This is a genomic window from Rhizobium sp. 05L419, assembly GCF_056397845.1.
In genome coordinates, this window is sequence record NZ_JBFTOF010000003.1 from 195451 (window position 1) to 212575 (window position 17125).

At 60.6% G+C, this 17125-nt stretch carries 15 protein-coding genes; 10 read left to right on the plus strand and 5 right to left on the minus strand.

What is annotated here, in order from left to right:
* Positions 1-141 precede the first annotated feature (141 nt).
* The 4 genes from AC1DMK_RS04995 (at position 142) to AC1DMK_RS05010 (ending at position 4040) form a co-directional block, all read left to right on the plus strand.
* Positions 142-1017 carry a DMT family transporter gene (locus AC1DMK_RS04995; RefSeq protein ID WP_477857489.1) on the plus strand — a complete coding sequence of 292 codons (876 nt, stop codon included), beginning with the start codon at positions 142-144 and terminating at the stop codon, positions 1015-1017.
* Between the two features lie 89 nt (positions 1018-1106).
* The gene (locus AC1DMK_RS05000; protein WP_037064326.1) at positions 1107-2318 is read left to right on the plus strand and encodes a pyrophosphate--fructose-6-phosphate 1-phosphotransferase; all 1212 of its coding nucleotides are present in this window, start codon (positions 1107-1109) and stop codon (positions 2316-2318) included.
* Positions 2319-2375: 57 nt separating this feature from the next.
* Positions 2376-3011 (plus strand): LysE family translocator, encoded by a 636-nt coding sequence (locus AC1DMK_RS05005; protein ID WP_037064327.1) that lies wholly within the window; start codon positions 2376-2378, stop codon positions 3009-3011.
* A 114-nt stretch (positions 3012-3125) separates the two neighbouring features.
* Positions 3126-4040: a transglycosylase SLT domain-containing protein gene (locus AC1DMK_RS05010; RefSeq protein WP_037064329.1), complete on the plus strand. Its 915-nt coding sequence runs from the start codon at positions 3126-3128 to the stop codon at positions 4038-4040.
* On the opposite strand, the gene AC1DMK_RS05015 is transcribed toward AC1DMK_RS05010, so the two are convergent.
* Positions 4041-5426 (minus strand): serine hydrolase domain-containing protein, encoded by a 1386-nt coding sequence (locus AC1DMK_RS05015; protein ID WP_037064331.1) that lies wholly within the window; start codon positions 5424-5426, stop codon positions 4041-4043.
* Positions 5427-5594: 168 nt separating this feature from the next.
* Between AC1DMK_RS05015 and AC1DMK_RS05020 the strand changes: the two genes are divergently transcribed.
* The 4 genes from AC1DMK_RS05020 to AC1DMK_RS05035 all read left to right on the plus strand — a co-directional run bounded on the left by AC1DMK_RS05020 (position 5595) and on the right by AC1DMK_RS05035 (position 9765).
* Positions 5595-6839 (plus strand): BtaA family protein, encoded by a 1245-nt coding sequence (locus AC1DMK_RS05020; protein ID WP_477857492.1) that lies wholly within the window; start codon positions 5595-5597, stop codon positions 6837-6839.
* Positions 6840-6889: 50 nt separating this feature from the next.
* Positions 6890-7507, plus strand: coding sequence for a class I SAM-dependent methyltransferase (locus AC1DMK_RS05025; RefSeq protein WP_477857704.1), 618 nt, complete (start codon positions 6890-6892; stop codon positions 7505-7507).
* 130 nt (positions 7508-7637) lie between these two features.
* A complete protein-coding gene (locus AC1DMK_RS05030; protein ID WP_037064335.1) occupies positions 7638-8435 on the plus strand; it encodes a glycoside hydrolase family 25 protein in 798 nt (265 codons plus the stop codon).
* A gap of 82 nt (positions 8436-8517) precedes the next feature.
* The gene (locus AC1DMK_RS05035) at positions 8518-9765 is read left to right on the plus strand and encodes a lytic murein transglycosylase (RefSeq protein ID WP_477857494.1); all 1248 of its coding nucleotides are present in this window, start codon (positions 8518-8520) and stop codon (positions 9763-9765) included.
* 510 nt (positions 9766-10275) lie between these two features.
* Here AC1DMK_RS05035 and metF read toward each other — a convergent pair.
* The 4 genes from metF to AC1DMK_RS05055 form a co-directional block, all read right to left on the minus strand.
* A complete protein-coding gene (metF, locus tag AC1DMK_RS05040) occupies positions 10276-11175 on the minus strand; it encodes a methylenetetrahydrofolate reductase [NAD(P)H] (protein ID WP_477857495.1) in 900 nt (299 codons plus the stop codon).
* 1 nt (position 11176) lies between these two features.
* Positions 11177-12202, minus strand: coding sequence for a metalloregulator ArsR/SmtB family transcription factor (locus AC1DMK_RS05045; RefSeq protein ID WP_037064471.1), 1026 nt, complete (start codon positions 12200-12202; stop codon positions 11177-11179).
* A gap of 171 nt (positions 12203-12373) precedes the next feature.
* The gene (gene ettA / locus AC1DMK_RS05050) at positions 12374-14023 is read right to left on the minus strand and encodes an energy-dependent translational throttle protein EttA (RefSeq protein ID WP_037064341.1); all 1650 of its coding nucleotides are present in this window, start codon (positions 14021-14023) and stop codon (positions 12374-12376) included.
* Between the two features lie 290 nt (positions 14024-14313).
* Positions 14314-15048 carry a ribonuclease T2 family protein gene (locus AC1DMK_RS05055; RefSeq protein ID WP_477857497.1) on the minus strand — a complete coding sequence of 245 codons (735 nt, stop codon included), beginning with the start codon at positions 15046-15048 and terminating at the stop codon, positions 14314-14316.
* 166 nt (positions 15049-15214) lie between these two features.
* On the opposite strand from AC1DMK_RS05055, the gene AC1DMK_RS05060 reads away from it, so the two are divergent.
* Together AC1DMK_RS05060 and AC1DMK_RS05065 are read left to right on the plus strand one after the other, a co-directional pair.
* Positions 15215-16144: an alpha/beta hydrolase gene (locus AC1DMK_RS05060; protein ID WP_037064346.1), complete on the plus strand. Its 930-nt coding sequence runs from the start codon at positions 15215-15217 to the stop codon at positions 16142-16144.
* A gap of 14 nt (positions 16145-16158) precedes the next feature.
* Entirely contained in the window at positions 16159-17118 is a 960-nt protein-coding gene (locus AC1DMK_RS05065; protein ID WP_037064348.1) for a DMT family transporter, read from the plus strand.
* The last annotated feature ends 7 nt before the right edge of the window (positions 17119-17125 follow it).

Here is a 17125-nt window from a genome sequence, read left to right on the forward strand (position 1 = left end):
AAACACCTTTCACATTTCGGTAATTGTCGCACCGGAATCGACGCATCCATCGCCTTTGCTTGGCATCGCATCAGGCGAATGAATTGGACAGCGCGACGCGGCGATGTCAGCGCTTCCGCCATTCATTTTGCGAGAGATTCCATGCCATTCGCCGACAGACCGCAGATCCTCGGGCTCGCTTTGGGCTTCATCGGGGTCCTCATATTCGGCGCGACACTGCCGATGACGCATATCGCGCTCCAGGGATTCTCGCCCTACTTCGTGACGCTATGTCGCGCCGCCATCGCCTCCGTCGTGGCAATGATTGCGCTGGCGGTGTTCCGTCGTCCGTTTCCGAAGAAGCATTTCCCTGCCCTCTTCGGAGCCGGCATCGGCGTGGTCTTCGGCTTTCCGGCCTTTTCGTCGATCGCCATGCAGACCATACCGGCCAGCCACGGCGGCGTCGTTCTCGGTGTGCTGCCGCTGCTGACGTCGATCTTCGCCGCGCTCATCGATGGCGATAGGCCGGGTCCGCTCTTCTGGGCATGCGGCGTTGCGGGCGCATTGCTCGTCATCACCTTCTCCGTTCGCGGTAGCGGCTTCCAGCTTGCAGCCGGCGACCTCTGGCTTCTTGCGGCAGCCGTGTCGGCGGCGCTGGGCTATGTCCTTCTTGCGCGCCTCTCCCGCCATCTGTCGGGGTGGGAATCGATATCCTGGGCTCTTGTCGTTACGTTCCCCTTGTCGCTCATCGGCACGATCATCGTCGCGCCATCGGGCATCCATGCGCCCGGCGCCGGGGAATATGGAGCGCTTGCCTACCTCAGCCTGATGTCGATGTTCGGCGGCTTCGTCTTCTGGAACGCTGGCCTCGCGATCGGCGGAATTGCACGCGTGGCGCAGGTTCAGTTGCTGCAGACGTTTGTCACGCTCGCGATTTCCACAACCCTCCTCAAGGAGCAACTCGGGCTTGAAACGATTATATTCGCGCTTCTCGTCGCCTTCGTGGTTTGGCTGGGACGAAAGGCGCGATTTTCATAGAAACAACACTTTACAGGCCTCCTTCTCTGCCGCATCCATGCGCTAGCTGGCATCACGCAAACAGCGCAGACACCATAGCGGAGGGGATCATGGCCAAACTGAAAGTCGCAATGCTCACGGCCGGGGGCCTGGCGCCCTGTCTCTCTTCGGCGGTCGGCGGCCTCATCGAGCGCTATAGCGACGTCGCGCCGGACATCGAGCTCATCGCCTACCGTTCGGGCTATCAGGGCGTCCTGCTCGGCGACAGCGTCAAGATCACGGCAGAGATGCGGGAAAAGGCTTCGCTGCTGCATCGTTACGGCGGCTCACCGATCGGCAACAGCCGCGTCAAGCTCACCAATGCTGCCGATTGCGTGAAGCGCGGCCTGGTCAAGGAAGGCGAGAACCCGCTGCGTGTTGCAGCCGAGCGCCTTGCCAGCGACGGCGTCACCATTCTGCACACGATCGGCGGCGACGACACCAATACGACGGCAGCAGACCTTGCGGCCTATCTCGCCGCGAACGGCTACAATCTCACCGTCGTCGGCCTGCCGAAGACGGTCGATAACGACGTCGTTCCGATCCGCCAGTCACTCGGCGCGTGGACGGCGGCCGAAGTCGGCGCGCACTTCTTCGACAATGTCAGCAACGAGCAGACGGCGGCTCCCCGTACACTCATCATTCATGAAGTGATGGGGCGCCATTGCGGCTGGCTGACGGCGGCAACCGCGCGCGCCTATTTGCAGCGCACGAAGAACAACGAATATGTCGACGGACTGATGACCAATGCGCAGATGAAGAGCATCGACGCCGTCTATCTGCCGGAAATCGCCTTCGACCTGGAGGCCGAGGCCGGACGTCTGAAGGAAGTCATGGATCGCACCGGGCACGCCACGGTCTTCGTCTCGGAAGGCGCATGCCTGGACGCAATCGTCGCCGAGCGTGAAGCAGCCGGCGAGACGGTCAAGCGCGATGCTTTCGGTCACGTCAAGATCGACACCATCAATGTCGGCGGCTGGTTCCAGAAACAGTTCGCCAACCTCCTCAACGCAGAACGCTCGCTCGTCCAGAAATCCGGCTACTTTGCCCGGTCCGCCGCCGCCAATGTTGACGACCTGCGGCTGATCCAAAGCATGACCGACCTTGCCGTCGAAAGCGCGCTCAACAAGGTTTCCGGCGTCACCGGGCACGACGAAGCCCAGAATGGCAAGCTGCGCACGATCGAATTCCCGCGGATCAAGGGCGGCAAGCCTTTCGACACCTCGGTGAAGTGGTTCGGCGAAGTGATGAATACGATTGGGCAGAAATACAAGGAAGCATGATTGACGCAAGGCCGATATGGTGTCTTTGCTTGCTTTCTAATAAGAGGAGGAGATCTCATGTCGCTCGAAGCTTGGCTCGCTTTCGCTGCTGCATCGGCCATTATGCTGGCCATTCCAGGGCCGACGATTCTCCTCGTTGTTTCCTATGCGCTCGGTCACGGACGCAAGACCGCCTTCGCGACAGTGACAGGCGTGGCACTCGGCGATTTCACGGCAATGACGGCTTCGCTGTTCGGGCTCGGTGCCGTTCTCGCGGCATCGGCGGCACTCTTCACCGTTCTCAAGTGGATCGGCGGCGCCTACCTCATCTGGCTTGGGATAAAGCTCTGGCGTGCGCCGATCGTTGCCGGACCTATGGCCGATAACGACAACCTGCCGGAAGAGAAGTCGCTGAAGATCTTCCTGCATGCTTATGTCGTGACCGCGCTCAATCCGAAGAGCATCATCTTCTTCGTGGCTTTCGTGCCGCAATTCCTCAATCCCGCCCTGCCCTTCTTCGGCCAGATGCTGGTCATGGAGGCGACGTTCCTCGTCCTGGCGACCATCAATGCCTCCACCTATGCGCTTGCGGCACATGCCGCGCGTGGTCTGATTCGCAAGGCGAGCGTACAGCGCGCAGTCAATCGCACGGGAGGCACCTTGTTGATCGCTGCAGGCGCCGTGACGGCCGGCTACCGCCGGATTGCCGCGTAAATATTCTCAGTGGGTTGCCGCAAAGCAACGAATAGGTTAATTGGCAAAACCGGGCTTAAGGTTCTTGTTAATATCTAACGCTGCCGGGGCGGCGCGTTTCACGAAAGTGAGAGTATGGTAGCGATTGGATTTTCCGGCCTTAAACGCAGTCTCATCGTGTCTACGATGCTGTGCGGCGTGGCCGCTGGATGCTCCAGCGTCGAGTACACCTCCCAGGCGGAACTGACTGCCGAACAGCGCGTCGTTCCGACACCGAGGCCTGGTGAAGACGCCGTGTTCGCAGCAATTCCGGCAGGCGAAGGCACGCCCGCGGCGGCCATGATTGCCGGCGCCGATCAGATGGCACCATCGGTGGCGACAGCAGCCATGCCGGCAACCGATGCATCGCAACCGACCGCCCGAATCCAGCCGACCGCCATGGGTCAGATCCCGCTGACGCCCGAAATGACGGCTATCCAATCCGTCGTTCCAACACCGCGCCCGGGAACTCCTTCTACGCAGCTCGCCTTTGCCGCCACCCCCCAGACCGGTGCTGTTGCCGCGCTCTCCGCGATCGACACAGCCCCTCGCCCGATGATGGACTACGGCTTCGATACGTCGGGGCCGATGGATCCCCCCGCCGCACCGCCAATGTTCGGCGACAATGACGACGACGGCGCACCGACGGTTGAGAAGAGCGCCATCACCAAGATCATCGACAAATATTCCGCGATCTACAAGGTTCCCGCGTCGCTGCTTCACCGCGTCGTGCATCGCGAAAGCCGCTACAATCCGAAGGCCTACAACAAGCGCGGCTACTTCGGGCTCATGCAGATCAAGTACAACACCGCGAAATCCATGGGCTACGACGGCCAGCCTGAGGGCCTATTCGACGCCGAAACCAATATCAAGTACGCCGCAAAGTACCTGCGCGGCGCCTGGCTGGTGTCTGACAACAGTGAAGACGACGCAGTGCGTCTCTATGCCCGTGGCTACTACTATGACGCCAAGCGCAAGGGCATGACCAACATCGCGCACGGCAATTACTGATCACGGCTGTTGATTGCCGGACGGCAGCGCCGCCAGAACGTCCCTCACGAGTGGCTGCGGCCTGTATTTGAGCCAGCTGGGCGTCAGCCCCAGCCTGACGACAACCAGCTTGGCTGACGGTACGATCGCCATGCTCTGACCGTCATGGCCCTCCAACCAGAAGGTATCTGCCGGAAGTGCGGCATCGCCGCTCGTGCTGCCTGGAGGTCTCACCCAGGCCTGCAAGCGCGTATAGGCTCCGTTCGATGTCAGTGTCGGCGTCCGCATCATGCCGACGAACCCTTCCGGCAACAGTCGCTGTCCGTTCCAGACGCCGTCCTGAAGCAGGAATTGCCCAAAGCGCGCCCAATCCCGGGCAGTCGCGTAAAGATAGGAACTGCCGGAAAAGGTACCGCGCGCGTCAACTTCCAGCACCGCGCTCGACATGCCGAGGGGGCCGAACAGAGCCCTTTGCGGATAGGCCAGCGCCGTCTGTTCGTCCCCGAGCCGGTCCATCCAGATCCTGGAGATCAGCACCGCGGTACCGCTGGAATAGTTGAAGTTTTTTCCGGGATCGGTCAGCATCGGCAAACTTGCCGGAAGCGCCGTCTGGTCTGGATCGAGATACAGCATGCGGGTGACGTCGGCGACGGTTCCATAGTCTTCGTTGAACGCCAGCCCGCTTTCCATCCCCAAGAGATCACTGAGTTTGATCTGCGCGCGCCTGTCGTTCCTCCACTGCGGCAAGAGGCCGGCATCGTCGAGTCCGATCTTGCCCTCCATCATCAGTCGCCCCAGGATCGCGGCGTTTACCGTTTTCGTCATCGACCAGCCGATCAACGGCGTTCCGGGACCGAATCCCTTCCCGTAGGCTTCTGCAATGATGTGGCCGTCGTGCACGACAACGGCCGCCCGCATGTTCTTGCCAATCAGATCCCTCCTCGCCAGGAGGGACGCAATCCGCTCGTCCTTCGCGTTCCCGACACCGTCCGCTGCCACCCCGATTGCGTTGTCTGGGGCAGCGGCTGCCGGCTCGTCCGGCACGGCCCGTCGCGCCGCTTCGAAATTGCCGTCGGGAACCGTCGTGCAACCGAGGCGGCCGCGATAGATCGCATGGTTGGCTGCAAACAGTCCCATGATCCGAGCCGTGACCCGTTTTTCCCCTCGATCGACATCGATCCGCACGAGCCGCAACAGCGGATTGCCCGGGGCCTGCACATCCTTGGAAAGCACCATGTCCGGATCGCGTCCCGCCAGGAAGACGTTGGAGCAGACGATCTTGGCTGCATAGCCATCGCCGACGAGCAGAAGTTCCGGCGGTTCGACATACAACCACCCTCCGCCAACGACGACAGCGACGCCAAGCAGAGCAGCCAGTGTCTTCAGGATACGTCGAACACGTCGCATATGCTCCTCCATCGAGGTGAAGAAAACAGGTTGCGGCACCAAAGTCTGCAACGCTCTGCAGCGGTCATCAAGGCGAATTCCGCAGAATGTGTTCCACAGGGGACGTCATCAAACTGTAGTGCCGTCGCGTTAAACGCGCTGAACGCTAAAAGGTTGAGAGACTCACTTATGACGGAATTTGCACCGGACGCCGGCTTCCGCAAGAACCGGAAACTTAAGGCGGCTCTTCTGCGCCACAAAGCCTTTTCGAAAGAAGGTTTCTCCGAGCGGCTGTTCGGGCTCCTTTTCTCCGGCCTCGTCTACCCGCAGATCTGGGAGGATCCCGATCTCGACATGCAGGCGATGGAGCTTGAACCTCACCACCGCATGGTGGCGATAGGCTCGGGCGGCTGCAACATGCTTGCATATCTGTCGCAGAGCCCCGCCTCCATCGACGTTGTTGATCTCAACCCGCACCACATCGCGCTCAACCACCTGAAGCTTGCCGCGTTCCGGCATCTGCCGGGTCGCGCCGACCTCCTTCGCTTCCTCGCAACGCCCGGCGAGCCATCCAACAGCAAGGCATTCGACCAGTTCTTGTCGGCCAATGTCGACGAGACGACACGCACCTACTGGAATGCGCGCAAGTTCGGTCGCCGGCGCGTCACGGTGTTTGACCGCAACATATACAAGACTGGACTTCTCGGACGCTTCATCGGCGCAGCGCATCTGCTGGCGCGCTTGCACGGCGTCGACCTCACGGAGATGACGCGGTCGCGCTCGCTGCGCGAGCAGCGGCAGTTCTTCGACGAAAAAATTGCCCCGTTGTTCGAAAAACCGATCGTGCGGTGGATCACCGGCCGCAAGAGTTCCCTCTTCGGCCTTGGCATTCCGCCCCAGCAGTATGACGAACTGGCAAGCCTTGCCGCCGATCACTCGATCGCCCCCGTACTCCGGCACCGCCTCGAAAAGCTCGCCTGTCACTTCCCGATGCGCGACAACTATTTCGCCTGGCAGGCCTTCGGCCGACGCTATGCACCCGAGGGCGAAGGTCCGCTTCCGACATACCTGAGGCCCGAGCACTACGAGACGATTCGCGCAAACGTCGATCGCGTCAGCGTCCACCACGCAAGCTTCACCGAACTGCTGGCACGCGAACCGGCCGCTTCGCGCGATCGCTACATCCTGCTCGACGCGCAGGACTGGATGACGGATCAGCAACTGAACGACCTCTGGTCGGAAATTACCCGGACGGCGCGCGACGGCGCCAGGGTGATTTTCCGCACGGCCGCCGAAAAGAGCATCGTCGAGGGCCGGCTGTCGCCCGCCATTCGCGATCAGTGGGTCTATCTGGCGGAACGCTCGCGCGCGCTGACGGCGCTCGATCGCTCCGCAATTTATGGCGGGTTCCACATCTACGGAAAGACAGCGTGAGCAAGATCGACGCAACCACCGACGCATCGGTCGAAAACCATGCCGACCTGATGGACGGCATGTATCGCTATCAGCGCCATATCTACGACCTCACCCGCAAATACTACCTCCTCGGTCGCGACCAAACGATAGGCAACCTCGATGTTCCGGCCGGCGGAACGCTCCTGGAAGTGGGCTGCGGAACAGGCCGCAATCTGGCGCTTGCCCACAAGAGCTATCCCTCGACACGGCTCTACGGCCTTGATATCTCGCAGGAAATGCTGATCTCGGCGCGAAAGACCTTCGCCACCAAAGGCACGAGCGCCGATTTTCGGGTTGCCGATGCAACCGCCTTCACGCCCCAAGAATTCGGCGTCGAAGGCTTCGACCGCATCCTGGTCTCCTACGCTCTCTCGATGATCCCAAATTGGGAACGCGCGATCGATGCTGCCATCGCCGCACTCAACCCCGGCGGGCAACTTCACATCGTCGATTTCGGCCAGCAGGAGGGACTCCCGGCCTGGTTTCGCGCCTTCCTGCGGTCGTGGCTGGCAAGGTTTCATGTGAACCCGCKGGCCAGCTTGCACGACGTCCTGGAGGCCCAGGCGAAACGGCAGAACGCGCGGCTGATGTTCCAGACGATTGGCGCTGGCTATGCCTGGCGCGCAACAATTATTACGGCACGCTAATATTTAGCTTGAAACTAACAGTTTTTTTACGTTGATATGTTGAATAGAGGGGCATCTCTCTGCTGGACGCGTCTATCACGAAGGTCAAGCTGTGGGGCAAAAAGATCATTCGGTTTACGACGGAACACCTATGCGCCGGCTTCTGCTTTGCGTCTTGCCGTTGGCCATCATCCTGGCCGGTTGCACGTCATCGGGTTATGACTTTCTCGAAACAGCGTCCATAAAACCCAAGACAAGGTTCAAGGACACCGATCCGCAGGACTTCGGGCCAAGGCACCCGCAGCAGAACGCCATTCACGGCATCGACATCTCCAAGTGGCAGGGCGATATCGATTGGCAGACGGTCCGCAATTCCGGCGTTGCATTTGCCTTCATCAAGGCGACCGAAGGCAAGGACCGCGTCGATCCACGCTTCAACGAATACTGGCAGCGCGCCCGCGCCGTCGGCATCCCGCACGCGCCCTACCATTTCTACTATTTCTGTTCGTCGGCTGACGAACAGGCCGATTGGTTCATCAGCAACGTGCCGAAGGACTCCATGCGTCTGCCGCCGGTCCTCGACGTCGAGTGGAACGGCGAATCAAAGACCTGCCGCACCCGCCCCGACCCGGAGACGGTACGTGCGCAGATCCAGCGCTTCATGGACCGCCTTGAGGCCTACTACGGCAAGCGCCCGATCATCTACACGTCGGTCGACTTCCATCGCGACAATCTCGCTGGCTATTTCCAGGACTATCATTTCTGGGTCCGGTCCGTCGCGAAGCACCCGCAGGTGACCTATGCCGACCGCCGTTGGGCGTTCTGGCAGTACACGTCGACCGGCGTCATTCCAGGCATCAAGGGGCCTACCGACATTAACGTGTTCGCCGGCTCGGCAAAGAACTGGACCAACTGGGTTGCGGCCGTATCAAAAGACACGAATTCTTAGTAACGTCCCGCCTTCTTTCTTGCTTCTGTCACAATCATTTGGGACATCGACAGCAATTTCAGCAATGACGAGGATAAAGACTATGCACCGCACGCCTGCAAGCCGTTCTGCGCTCGCTTTTCTGTTGGCCGCCGGCCTGGCAACTAGCGCCGCCGCGCAGACGGCTGCGCCAGCCGCGCCGGTCAGCGAGGCACCCGCGGCAGCGACACCGGCGCCTGCATGCGACGGCGACCTTGCAACATTCCTCGCAGGCGTAAAGGCCGAGGCGATTGCAGCGGGCGCATCCGCCGAAGCCGCCGACAGGGCGCTCGCCGGCGCTGAGATCGACCCGAAGGTACTGAGCCGCGACCGCGCCCAGGGCGTATTCAAGCAGACCTTCCTCGAATTCTCCCAGCGCACCGTCAGCCAGGCACGGCTCGACATCGGCCGCCAGAAGATGAAACAGTTTGCGGATGTCTTTGCCCGCGCCGAACAGGAATTTGGTGTTCCGCCGGGCGTCATCACCGCCTTCTGGGCTATGGAAACGGACTTCGGCGCTGTGCAGGGCGATTTCAACACTCGCAACGCGCTGGTCACCCTGGCCCACGATTGCCGCCGCCCCGAACTCTTCCGTCCGCAGCTGATCGCCCTCATCGAGATGGTCGAGCACGGCGACCTCGATCCGGCCACCAACACGGGCGCCTGGGCCGGCGAAATCGGCCAGGTTCAGATGCTGCCGCGCGATATCATCGCCTACGGCATGGATGGCGACGGCGACGGACACGTGCGCCTGAAGCAGAGCGGGGCGGATGCGATCCTGACGGCCGCAAAATTCATCCAGCACCTTGGCTTCCAGAAGGGACAGCCCTGGCTTCAGGAAGTCACCGTTCCTGACACGCTGCCGTTTGACAAATCGGGCCTCGGAGGTTCCATGACTGCCGGTGAATGGTTCGCGCTCGGTGTGAAGCCACGCGACGGCAACACCGGTTTCGGCAGCCTGCGCGGCGACCTCGTGCTTCCCCAGGGCCGCCTTGGACCCGCCTTCATCGCCTACCCGAATTTCCAGATTTATCTCGAGTGGAACAAATCGTTCATCTACACCACCTCGGCTGCCTATTTCGGCACGCGTCTTTCAGGCGCCGAGCCCTATCTGAAAGGCACTCCGGAACAGGGCCTTTCCAACGACCAGATGAAGCAACTGCAGACGAAGCTCGACACGCGCGGCCACGATGTGGGTGCGATCGACGGGATTCTCGGCTCCGGTACGCGCGTCGCAATCCAGAGGGAGCAACAGCGACTGGGGATGCCCGCAGACGGCTGGGCGACACCGGCGCTGCTGGGCGCGCTCTAAGACATCGTTGAACCGCTTTTTTCGAGCCGGGCCATTGGCCCGGCTTTTAGATTCGGGATTTCCCGGCACTGCAATGCGGTCGACGGACCTTGAACCCGCCACATCTGTAAACGCGGGGTCCCCCAATTTTACAGTTCGTTAAAAAGTGTGAGTAACTTTGCGGCGCAATTTGCATTTCTATTTCAGTGCTTTAGTGCGTCAAAACCCGCAAAAGCGTGACATTTCTGCCGCACCGCAGCATAAAATTCACTTTCAAGCGTCGTATTCCCGACATATTATCCAGCCGTTAACGCAAGGAGACAGACATGGGACTGACACGATCCTTGAATGTCCTTTTGATCGGTGCGGCGTTTCTATTTGTTTTGTCGATGCTTTTCATTTGACTTTTCTGCCGCCCGAAACGGACAATGCCGAAACTCCTGAATAGCGAACAGCTCAAAGAATTAAAAAAGCGCATGTCACGAGGACATGCGCTTTTTTACTGTTGGGTCGTCAGCGGCTTTTCGGTCGCTAGGCAGCAGCGCCAGCGCTCTTCGTTTCCCTGCGCTTCAAACCGAGATTGGCCAGCACGGCAGAGACCAGCGGAGCGCGGTTCATCGTGTAGAGATGAAAGTCGCTGATGCCACGGCGACCAAGATCTTCGATCTGCTCGGCCGCAACCTCGGCCGCGACCTTGGCGCGTTCCTCCGGCTTGTCGTCGAAGCCCGCAAAGCGTTCATCGAGGAAGCCAGGGATAATGGTTCCGCAGGCACCTGCGAAGCGCTTCAGCTGCGTCAGGTTCAGGATCGGCATGATCCCCGGCACGACAGGAATGTTGACACCAGCCGCGCGAACCTTTTCCAGGTAGCGCTCGAAATTATCGTTATCGAAGAAGAATTGCGTCAGCGCGCGATCGGCGCCGTTGTCCGCCTTGCGCTTTAGCATTTCGATGTCGGCGGCCGTATCGAGGCTTTCCGGATGCTTCTCGGGATAGGCCGAAACCGAAATCTCGAACTCGCCCATCTCGCGCAGTCCCGCAACGAGCTCCGCCGCGTTGGCATAACCACCAGGATGCGGCTGATAAGGCGCGCCAACGCCACCGGGGGCATCGCCCCGCAGCGCGACGAAATGCTTGACGCCGACATTGCGGAATGTGTCGATGACGCTGTGAGTTTCTTCCTTCGTCGCTCCGACGCAGGTCAGATGCGACGCGGTGGCAAGCGGCGTTCCTGCCAGGAACCGCGACACGGTCGCCAGCGTCGGCGCCTTCGTGGTGCCGCCGGCCCCATAGGTCACAGACACGAAGTCCGGATCCCAGTCCTGCAGCTCGCTGACCGTGTTCCACAGCTGGCCTTCCATCTCTTCCGACTTCGGCGGAAAGAACTCGAAGGAAATGCCGATCCTGCGGCGCGCGTCGCTGTTTGAAGCCATGTCACTCTCTCCCGGCAAATGTAGGTACGGCGCTTTCGCTCTCGACAGAGGCCATCAGACGCCTTGGGTCCCGTGCGAGCCAGATGGTGACCGTAAGTCCCTGCCCGCCCTGGTGACCCGGATGAAGATCGACGACCTGCTCGACATCGAGCCCGGCCTTGCGCAGCCAATCGGACATCGACTGGTGAGAAAAGCCGAGGCGCACGTGTGCGTGCTCGTCACGAAGGTATTCCAGCGCGTGTGGCGCCAGATCGATGATGACCAGCCGCCCGCCGGGGCGCAGCATGCGCGCCGCCTCGCCGATCGCGATATCAGGCTGATCGAAGAAATGCAGGACCTGGTGGATCGTCACCAGATCGAAATCCTGTGCCTCGAAAGGCAGGTTCAGGATGTCGGCGTGGCGGACTGAGGCCTTGGTAATGGCCGACTTGTCCAGATTGGCCCGTGCCACACTCAGCATGTCACGGCTGGCGTCAACGCCGATTGCACGGCGGTAGAGGCCGGAAAGCAGCTCAAGGATACGACCCGTCCCCGTGCCTAGGTCCAGAAGCGAATCGATCGGCTGGCTGCCGAGCAGCCGAATGACGGCCGCGTCGACTTCCTCGTCTGCAGCATGCAGGCGGCGAAGCTCGTCCCACTCAGCCGCATTGCGACTGAAATAGTCCTGCGCCCGCTCGGCGCGTTGGCGCTTGACCGCAGCGAGACGCTCGCCGTCACGCAGGATCACAGGATCGCTCTCGGAGGCATGCGTCAAAAGACTTCTGACAAAGGCCACCGCCTTGCCGTCCTGTCTTAACCGGAAGTAGGCCCAAGCCCCTTCCTGATAGCGATCGATCAGCTCCGCTTCTCCGAGCAGCTTGAGATGGCGGGAAATGCGAGGCTGGGATTGCCCAAGAATTTCTGTAAGATCGGTGACCGTCACGTCGCCGGCGGCAAGCAACGCGAGCAGACGCAGGCGCGTCGGCTCACCGGCTGCCCGCAGCACGTCCACCAACGCATCCAAACCAAGCCTGACGGGCTCACCCATATCCGATCCAATCAACATATAAAGATATCTTTATGTGAATTAGCCAGCTCTTGCAAGCAACAATTCCATCCAATCACGAACTTCGCTGCGCAATTAGCGACATGGCGCCGCGATAAAAAAAGCCGCCGGGTGACCCAGCGGCTTTACCAATTGCATGCGAAACGCCAGAAATCAGCGAGTTAGGCGCTTGTAGGCCTGGCTGCCTGGGTTGAGGGCGTCCGCACCGAGGCGGCGGACCTTGTCCTGCTCGTAGTCCTCGAAATTGCCCTCGAACCATTCCACATGGCCATCGCCTTCGAAGGCGAGGATGTGTGTCGCCAGACGGTCGAGGAACATGCGATCGTGGCTGATGATGATCGCGCAGCCCGCAAAGTTTTCGAGTGCCGTCTCCAGCGCGCCGAGCGTTTCCGTATCAAGGTCGTTGGTCGGTTCGTCAAGCAGCAGCACGTTGCCACCGGCTTTCAGCATCTTCGCCAGATGCACGCGGTTACGCTGACCACCGGAGAGATTGCCGACCTTCTGCTGCTGATCGCCACCCTTGAAGTTGAAGGCGCCGCAATAGGCACGAGAGTTCATATCGAACTTGCCGAGCTTGATGACTTCGGCGCCACCTGAGATTTCCTCCCAGACCGTCTTGCTGCCATCGAGCGCGTCGCGGCTCTGGTCGACATAACCGAGATGCACGGTGTCGCCGATGCGCACCGAACCGCTGTCCGGTTTTTCCTGGCCGGTGATCATCTTGAACAGCGTCGTCTTGCCGGCGCCGTTCGGCCCGATGATGCCGACGATACCGCCCGGCGGCAGCTTGATCGACAGGTCGTTGATCAGCGTGCGGCCCTCAAAACCCTTGGAGATAGCTTCCATCTCGATGACCACCTGGCCGAGACGCTCGCTGACCGGGATGATGATCTGCGCGTCGCCGGGACGCTGCTTCTCGGCGGCATCCACAAGCTGCTCGTAGGACTTGATACGCGCCTTCGACTTGGCCTGACGGGCCTTCGGGCTGGACGCGATCCATTCCTGTTCGCGCGAGATTGCCTTCTGACGGCCGGCTTCTTCGCGGTTTTCCTGCAGCATGCGCTTGGCCTTCGCCTGCAGATATGCGGAGTAGTTGCCTTCGTAAGGAATGCCGCGGCCGCGGTCGAGCTCGAGGATCCAGCCGGTCACGTTGTCGAGGAAGTAGCGATCGTGGGTGATCATCATCACGGCGCCGGGATAGGCACGCAGATGCTTTTCGAGCCACAAGATGGTCTCGGCGTCCAGGTGGTTGGTCGGTTCGTCGAGCAGCAGCAGATCTGGCTGCGACAGCAGCAGGCGGCAGAGCGCGATACGACGGCGCTCACCACCCGACAGCGTCGTGACGTCGGCCTCGCGCGGCGGGCAACGCAGCGCTTCCATCGCCATTTCGACCTGCTGCTCAAGGTCCCAGAGATTCTGGCTGTCGATGATGTCCTGAAGCTTGGCGCCCTCTTCCGCGGTTTCATCGGAATAGTTCATCATCAGCTCGTTGTAACGCTCGAGCACTGCCGTCTTGTCGGCAACGCCGACCATGACGTTTTCGAAAGCTGTCTTTTCAGGATCGAGATGCGGCTCCTGCTCCAGGTAGCCGACCGTCGCACCTTCAGCGAGCCAGGCTTCGCCGGTGAATTCCTTGTCCTGGCCGGCAATGATGCGCAGCACGGTCGACTTACCGGCGCCGTTCGGTCCGAGGATGCCGATCTTGGCATCCGGATAGAAAGACAGGTTGACGTTTTCCAGGATTTTCTTGGCGCCGTAGGACTTGTTGAGCCCCGACATATGGTAGATGAACTGACGTGCCATTGATGAAGTGCTCCGCGGGGGGGATTTTAAGTTTGCCGCTATGTAGGCGAATTGGCGCCCGGGAGCAACGCGCAGCGCCAAAAAACAAGACGCTTTCTGATACCTTCAATGGAATTCCACTCGGAAGGCGCTGGCGATTTCAGCTTTGAATGGTCGATCCGGAAAAGCGGGAGGGCAGTCGTCCTGGCGATCGTATGCTCTGAAGACCGGCCGTCGTCGTCGCCTGCAAGGGGCCATGGAGCGAGCCTTCTCTCGATCGGATCGAGGAGAACAGCCATCGTGCCTCGGCATCAAAATCCGGCCGCGTCAACGATCCCTTCATTGCAGCCGAACGATGTCCGACCGGCGCCTTGTATGAGGTCGCCAAGGCTGGCCCCATCGTCGGTTGTCGCCTCCTCCGAAAGCCCGATCGTCAATTCGCTGATGACGCGGTTTTGACCGGCGCGGCGGCAGCTCATCTTTATGCGGTCTCCGGCCCCCGCGCCAAAGCTCGTGTCGAAAGCCGTCTTGATCTCCTGCGACGTCACCGTCTTGCCGATCCTGGACGCGAAGAGATCGCGAACCGCAGAATCGTTCAATTCGCCCACCAGCCGAATCGCCGTGGAGAAATAATCATCGGCACTCATAGTGGTGCAGGTACCATGCTTGAGCCATTCGTGCCGCTCAAGTCCCGATTGCGTGCCTGGCATTGCCTTGTCGAGTGCGACCTTGGAGGCATCCGAGAGCGTCACGGCGGGCAGTTCGTTCCAGCTTCCGCCCTTGTCGGCCGCGCGCAGGTCGTCAGACACGCCGCAATAGTTCTCTCGCAGCGGCCAGAGACCGTGCAGTGAAAAATTGGTCGCGTCGAACCGCTCCTCCGTCTGGCTCGCGCACTCCGCCTTGCGATGATTGGTTTGGCAAAATGCCGGCTGCCAGCTCGCCGCAAGGATGAAACGCGTCCGTCCACCACCTGCCTCAGCACCGGCAGAACCGGCGGTGGCAACGACGATGATAACCACGGCCAAACGCAAGAACAGACTTCTCATCCTCACTCCACCTCACGGCTGCCAAAGAACAATGCATGAACAAATAAACACGCCAGACGTGTTTTCGCAAGCCGCAAGAACAGGGTGCTGAAATTCCCTCGGCACAAACATAAGGGCCTGTTGCATTTGGCAGCTGTTCTGGTCTTCTCGCGCGACGGAGGAAACAATGTTTGCAGAAACACAGCGCCTCGCGACGCCGGGGGCCAGGCTTGCCTTTCACCATCAGCCGGCCATCGGGCAAGCAAACGGGATCATTCTCGTCTGCCACGGGTTGGCCGAGCATTCGAAGCGCTATGCAGCCTTCGCGCAAAGCATGGCAGCCCGTGGCTATCACGTCTACGCCCACGACCATCGCGGCCACGGCGAGACAACGGCGCCAGACGCGCCGATCGGTCGCTTTGCGCGCCGCGAAGGTGCCCGGCGCGTGATTGATGACGTAGCAGCGTTTCGGGATCACGTCGCAGGACGGCATCGGGGGCTGCCGGTCGTGCTCTTCGGTCATTCGATGGGCGGCCTGATCGCGCTCAATGCGGCGGTCGCCTATCCCGACAAATTCGACGCGATCGCAGTCTGGAACTCCAACTTCAACCCTGGCATCGCCGGCCGCGTCGCGCAGGCGATCCTGCTTGCCGAGCGCGCCTTGAAAGGCTCGGACGTACCAAGCGGCATACTGCCGAAGCTGACCTTCGGCACGTGGGGCCAGTCGATCAGCGGCAGGCGCACGGACTTCGACTGGTTGTCTCATGATCCCGCTGAAGTGGACAAGTACATCTCCGACCCGCTGTGCGGCTTTGACGCTTCCGTGTCCCTGTGGCTCGACCTGTTCGAATTGACCTACCGCGCGCCGCAGAAGCATCATTTGGCACGGCTTTCCGTGCAAACACCCATCCATCTGGTCGGCGGTGGCGAGGATCCGGCAACGGAGGGAGGAAAAGCGATCGTCTGGCTTTCAAACCATTTGAAAGCCGCCGGTTTCTCTCGTATCACCACGCAGATATATCGGGACATGCGCCACGAGACTCTAAATGAAGTCGGCGCCGAGGCCGCCATTTCGGCATTCGCCGATTGGTGTGATGAAGCGCTCGCGACGTCCTGAAAGAAGGACGCACAATGAACAACGGCAGCTCCACCCTCCCCGCATCCGCCTCCTCGGAGGTCATGATGGGGCTCATGCTGATGTCCATCTCGGTTCTCGTGTCACCGATCATCGACATCTTCTCGAAGCTCGCCATCGCCACCATCCCGTCGGCAGAGATTACCGCCGCACGATTTGCGGTGCAGGCGCTCTGCATGCTGCCTATCGTGCTGTGGCGGAAGAACCTGGTCGATACGACGTGGAGGCAGAGCTTCTTTCACGCGATCCGCGGCGCCATCATCACCATCTCGATGATCTCCTTCGTCACCACCTTGAAGTACATGGCGGTTGCCGATGCCATTGCGATCTTCTTCGTCGAACCGATCATCCTCACCATCCTCAGCAGCATCTTCCTCAAGGAGGCGATCGGCTGGCGACGCTATACCGCCTGCGGTGTTGGCTTCTTCGGCGCGATCCTCATCATTCAGCCAAGCTTCGAAGAAGTGGGTTACATCGCCCTTCTGCCGGTCGTCAGCGCGGTCTGCATAGCAATCTCGGCGATGATGAACCGCGCGCTCGCCCAGCGCGAAGACCCGTGGGTGATGCAGTTTCACATGGGCTTGTGGGGTCTCCTCATCTGCATCGTCCTTCTGTATTTCGGCCACGGGACCGGCTCTGAGATCTTCGATCCTGTCATGCCGGATGGCCGCGCCTTTCTCTATCTGATCGGCGTCGGCATCACCGCGGCGATCGCCGGGATCCTTGGTGTCTATGCCTACCGATCGGCCCCTGCCTCGACGCTGGCTCCGCTGCAATATTTCGAGATCGTCTCGGCGACCATCTTCGCCTGGCTGGTGTTCGGAGACTTTCCGGATGCGCTCAAGTGGATCGGCATCCTCATCATCATGGGATCCGGCTTTTACATTATCTGGCGCGAGCGCCGCTTTGCATCGAAACCGGTATCCGATACATCTCAATCGACACGCGCACCCTGATCTGATC

What these genes read in the sequence shown, in the direction of transcription:
- AC1DMK_RS04995 (WP_477857489.1), top strand. Translation starts at nt 142, where the DNA reads ATGCCATTCGCCGACAGACCGCAGATCCTCGGGCTCGCTTTGGGCTTC.
- AC1DMK_RS05000 (WP_037064326.1), top strand. Translation starts at nt 1,107, where the DNA reads ATGGCCAAACTGAAAGTCGCAATGCTCACGGCCGGGGGCCTGGCGCCC.
- AC1DMK_RS05005 (WP_037064327.1), top strand. Translation starts at nt 2,376, where the DNA reads ATGTCGCTCGAAGCTTGGCTCGCTTTCGCTGCTGCATCGGCCATTATG.
- AC1DMK_RS05010 (WP_037064329.1), top strand. Translation starts at nt 3,126, where the DNA reads ATGGTAGCGATTGGATTTTCCGGCCTTAAACGCAGTCTCATCGTGTCT.
- AC1DMK_RS05015 (WP_037064331.1), bottom strand. Translation starts at nt 5,426, where the DNA reads ATGCGACGTGTTCGACGTATCCTGAAGACACTGGCTGCTCTGCTTGGC.
- AC1DMK_RS05020 (WP_477857492.1), top strand. Translation starts at nt 5,595, where the DNA reads ATGACGGAATTTGCACCGGACGCCGGCTTCCGCAAGAACCGGAAACTT.
- AC1DMK_RS05030 (WP_037064335.1), top strand. Translation starts at nt 7,638, where the DNA reads ATGCGCCGGCTTCTGCTTTGCGTCTTGCCGTTGGCCATCATCCTGGCC.
- AC1DMK_RS05035 (WP_477857494.1), top strand. Translation starts at nt 8,518, where the DNA reads ATGCACCGCACGCCTGCAAGCCGTTCTGCGCTCGCTTTTCTGTTGGCC.
- metF (WP_477857495.1), bottom strand. Translation starts at nt 11,175, where the DNA reads ATGGCTTCAAACAGCGACGCGCGCCGCAGGATCGGCATTTCCTTCGAG.
- AC1DMK_RS05045 (WP_037064471.1), bottom strand. Translation starts at nt 12,202, where the DNA reads ATGGGTGAGCCCGTCAGGCTTGGTTTGGATGCGTTGGTGGACGTGCTG.
- ettA (WP_037064341.1), bottom strand. Translation starts at nt 14,023, where the DNA reads ATGGCACGTCAGTTCATCTACCATATGTCGGGGCTCAACAAGTCCTAC.
- AC1DMK_RS05055 (WP_477857497.1), bottom strand. Translation starts at nt 15,048, where the DNA reads ATGAGAAGTCTGTTCTTGCGTTTGGCCGTGGTTATCATCGTCGTTGCC.
- AC1DMK_RS05060 (WP_037064346.1), top strand. Translation starts at nt 15,215, where the DNA reads ATGTTTGCAGAAACACAGCGCCTCGCGACGCCGGGGGCCAGGCTTGCC.
- AC1DMK_RS05065 (WP_037064348.1), top strand. Translation starts at nt 16,159, where the DNA reads ATGAACAACGGCAGCTCCACCCTCCCCGCATCCGCCTCCTCGGAGGTC.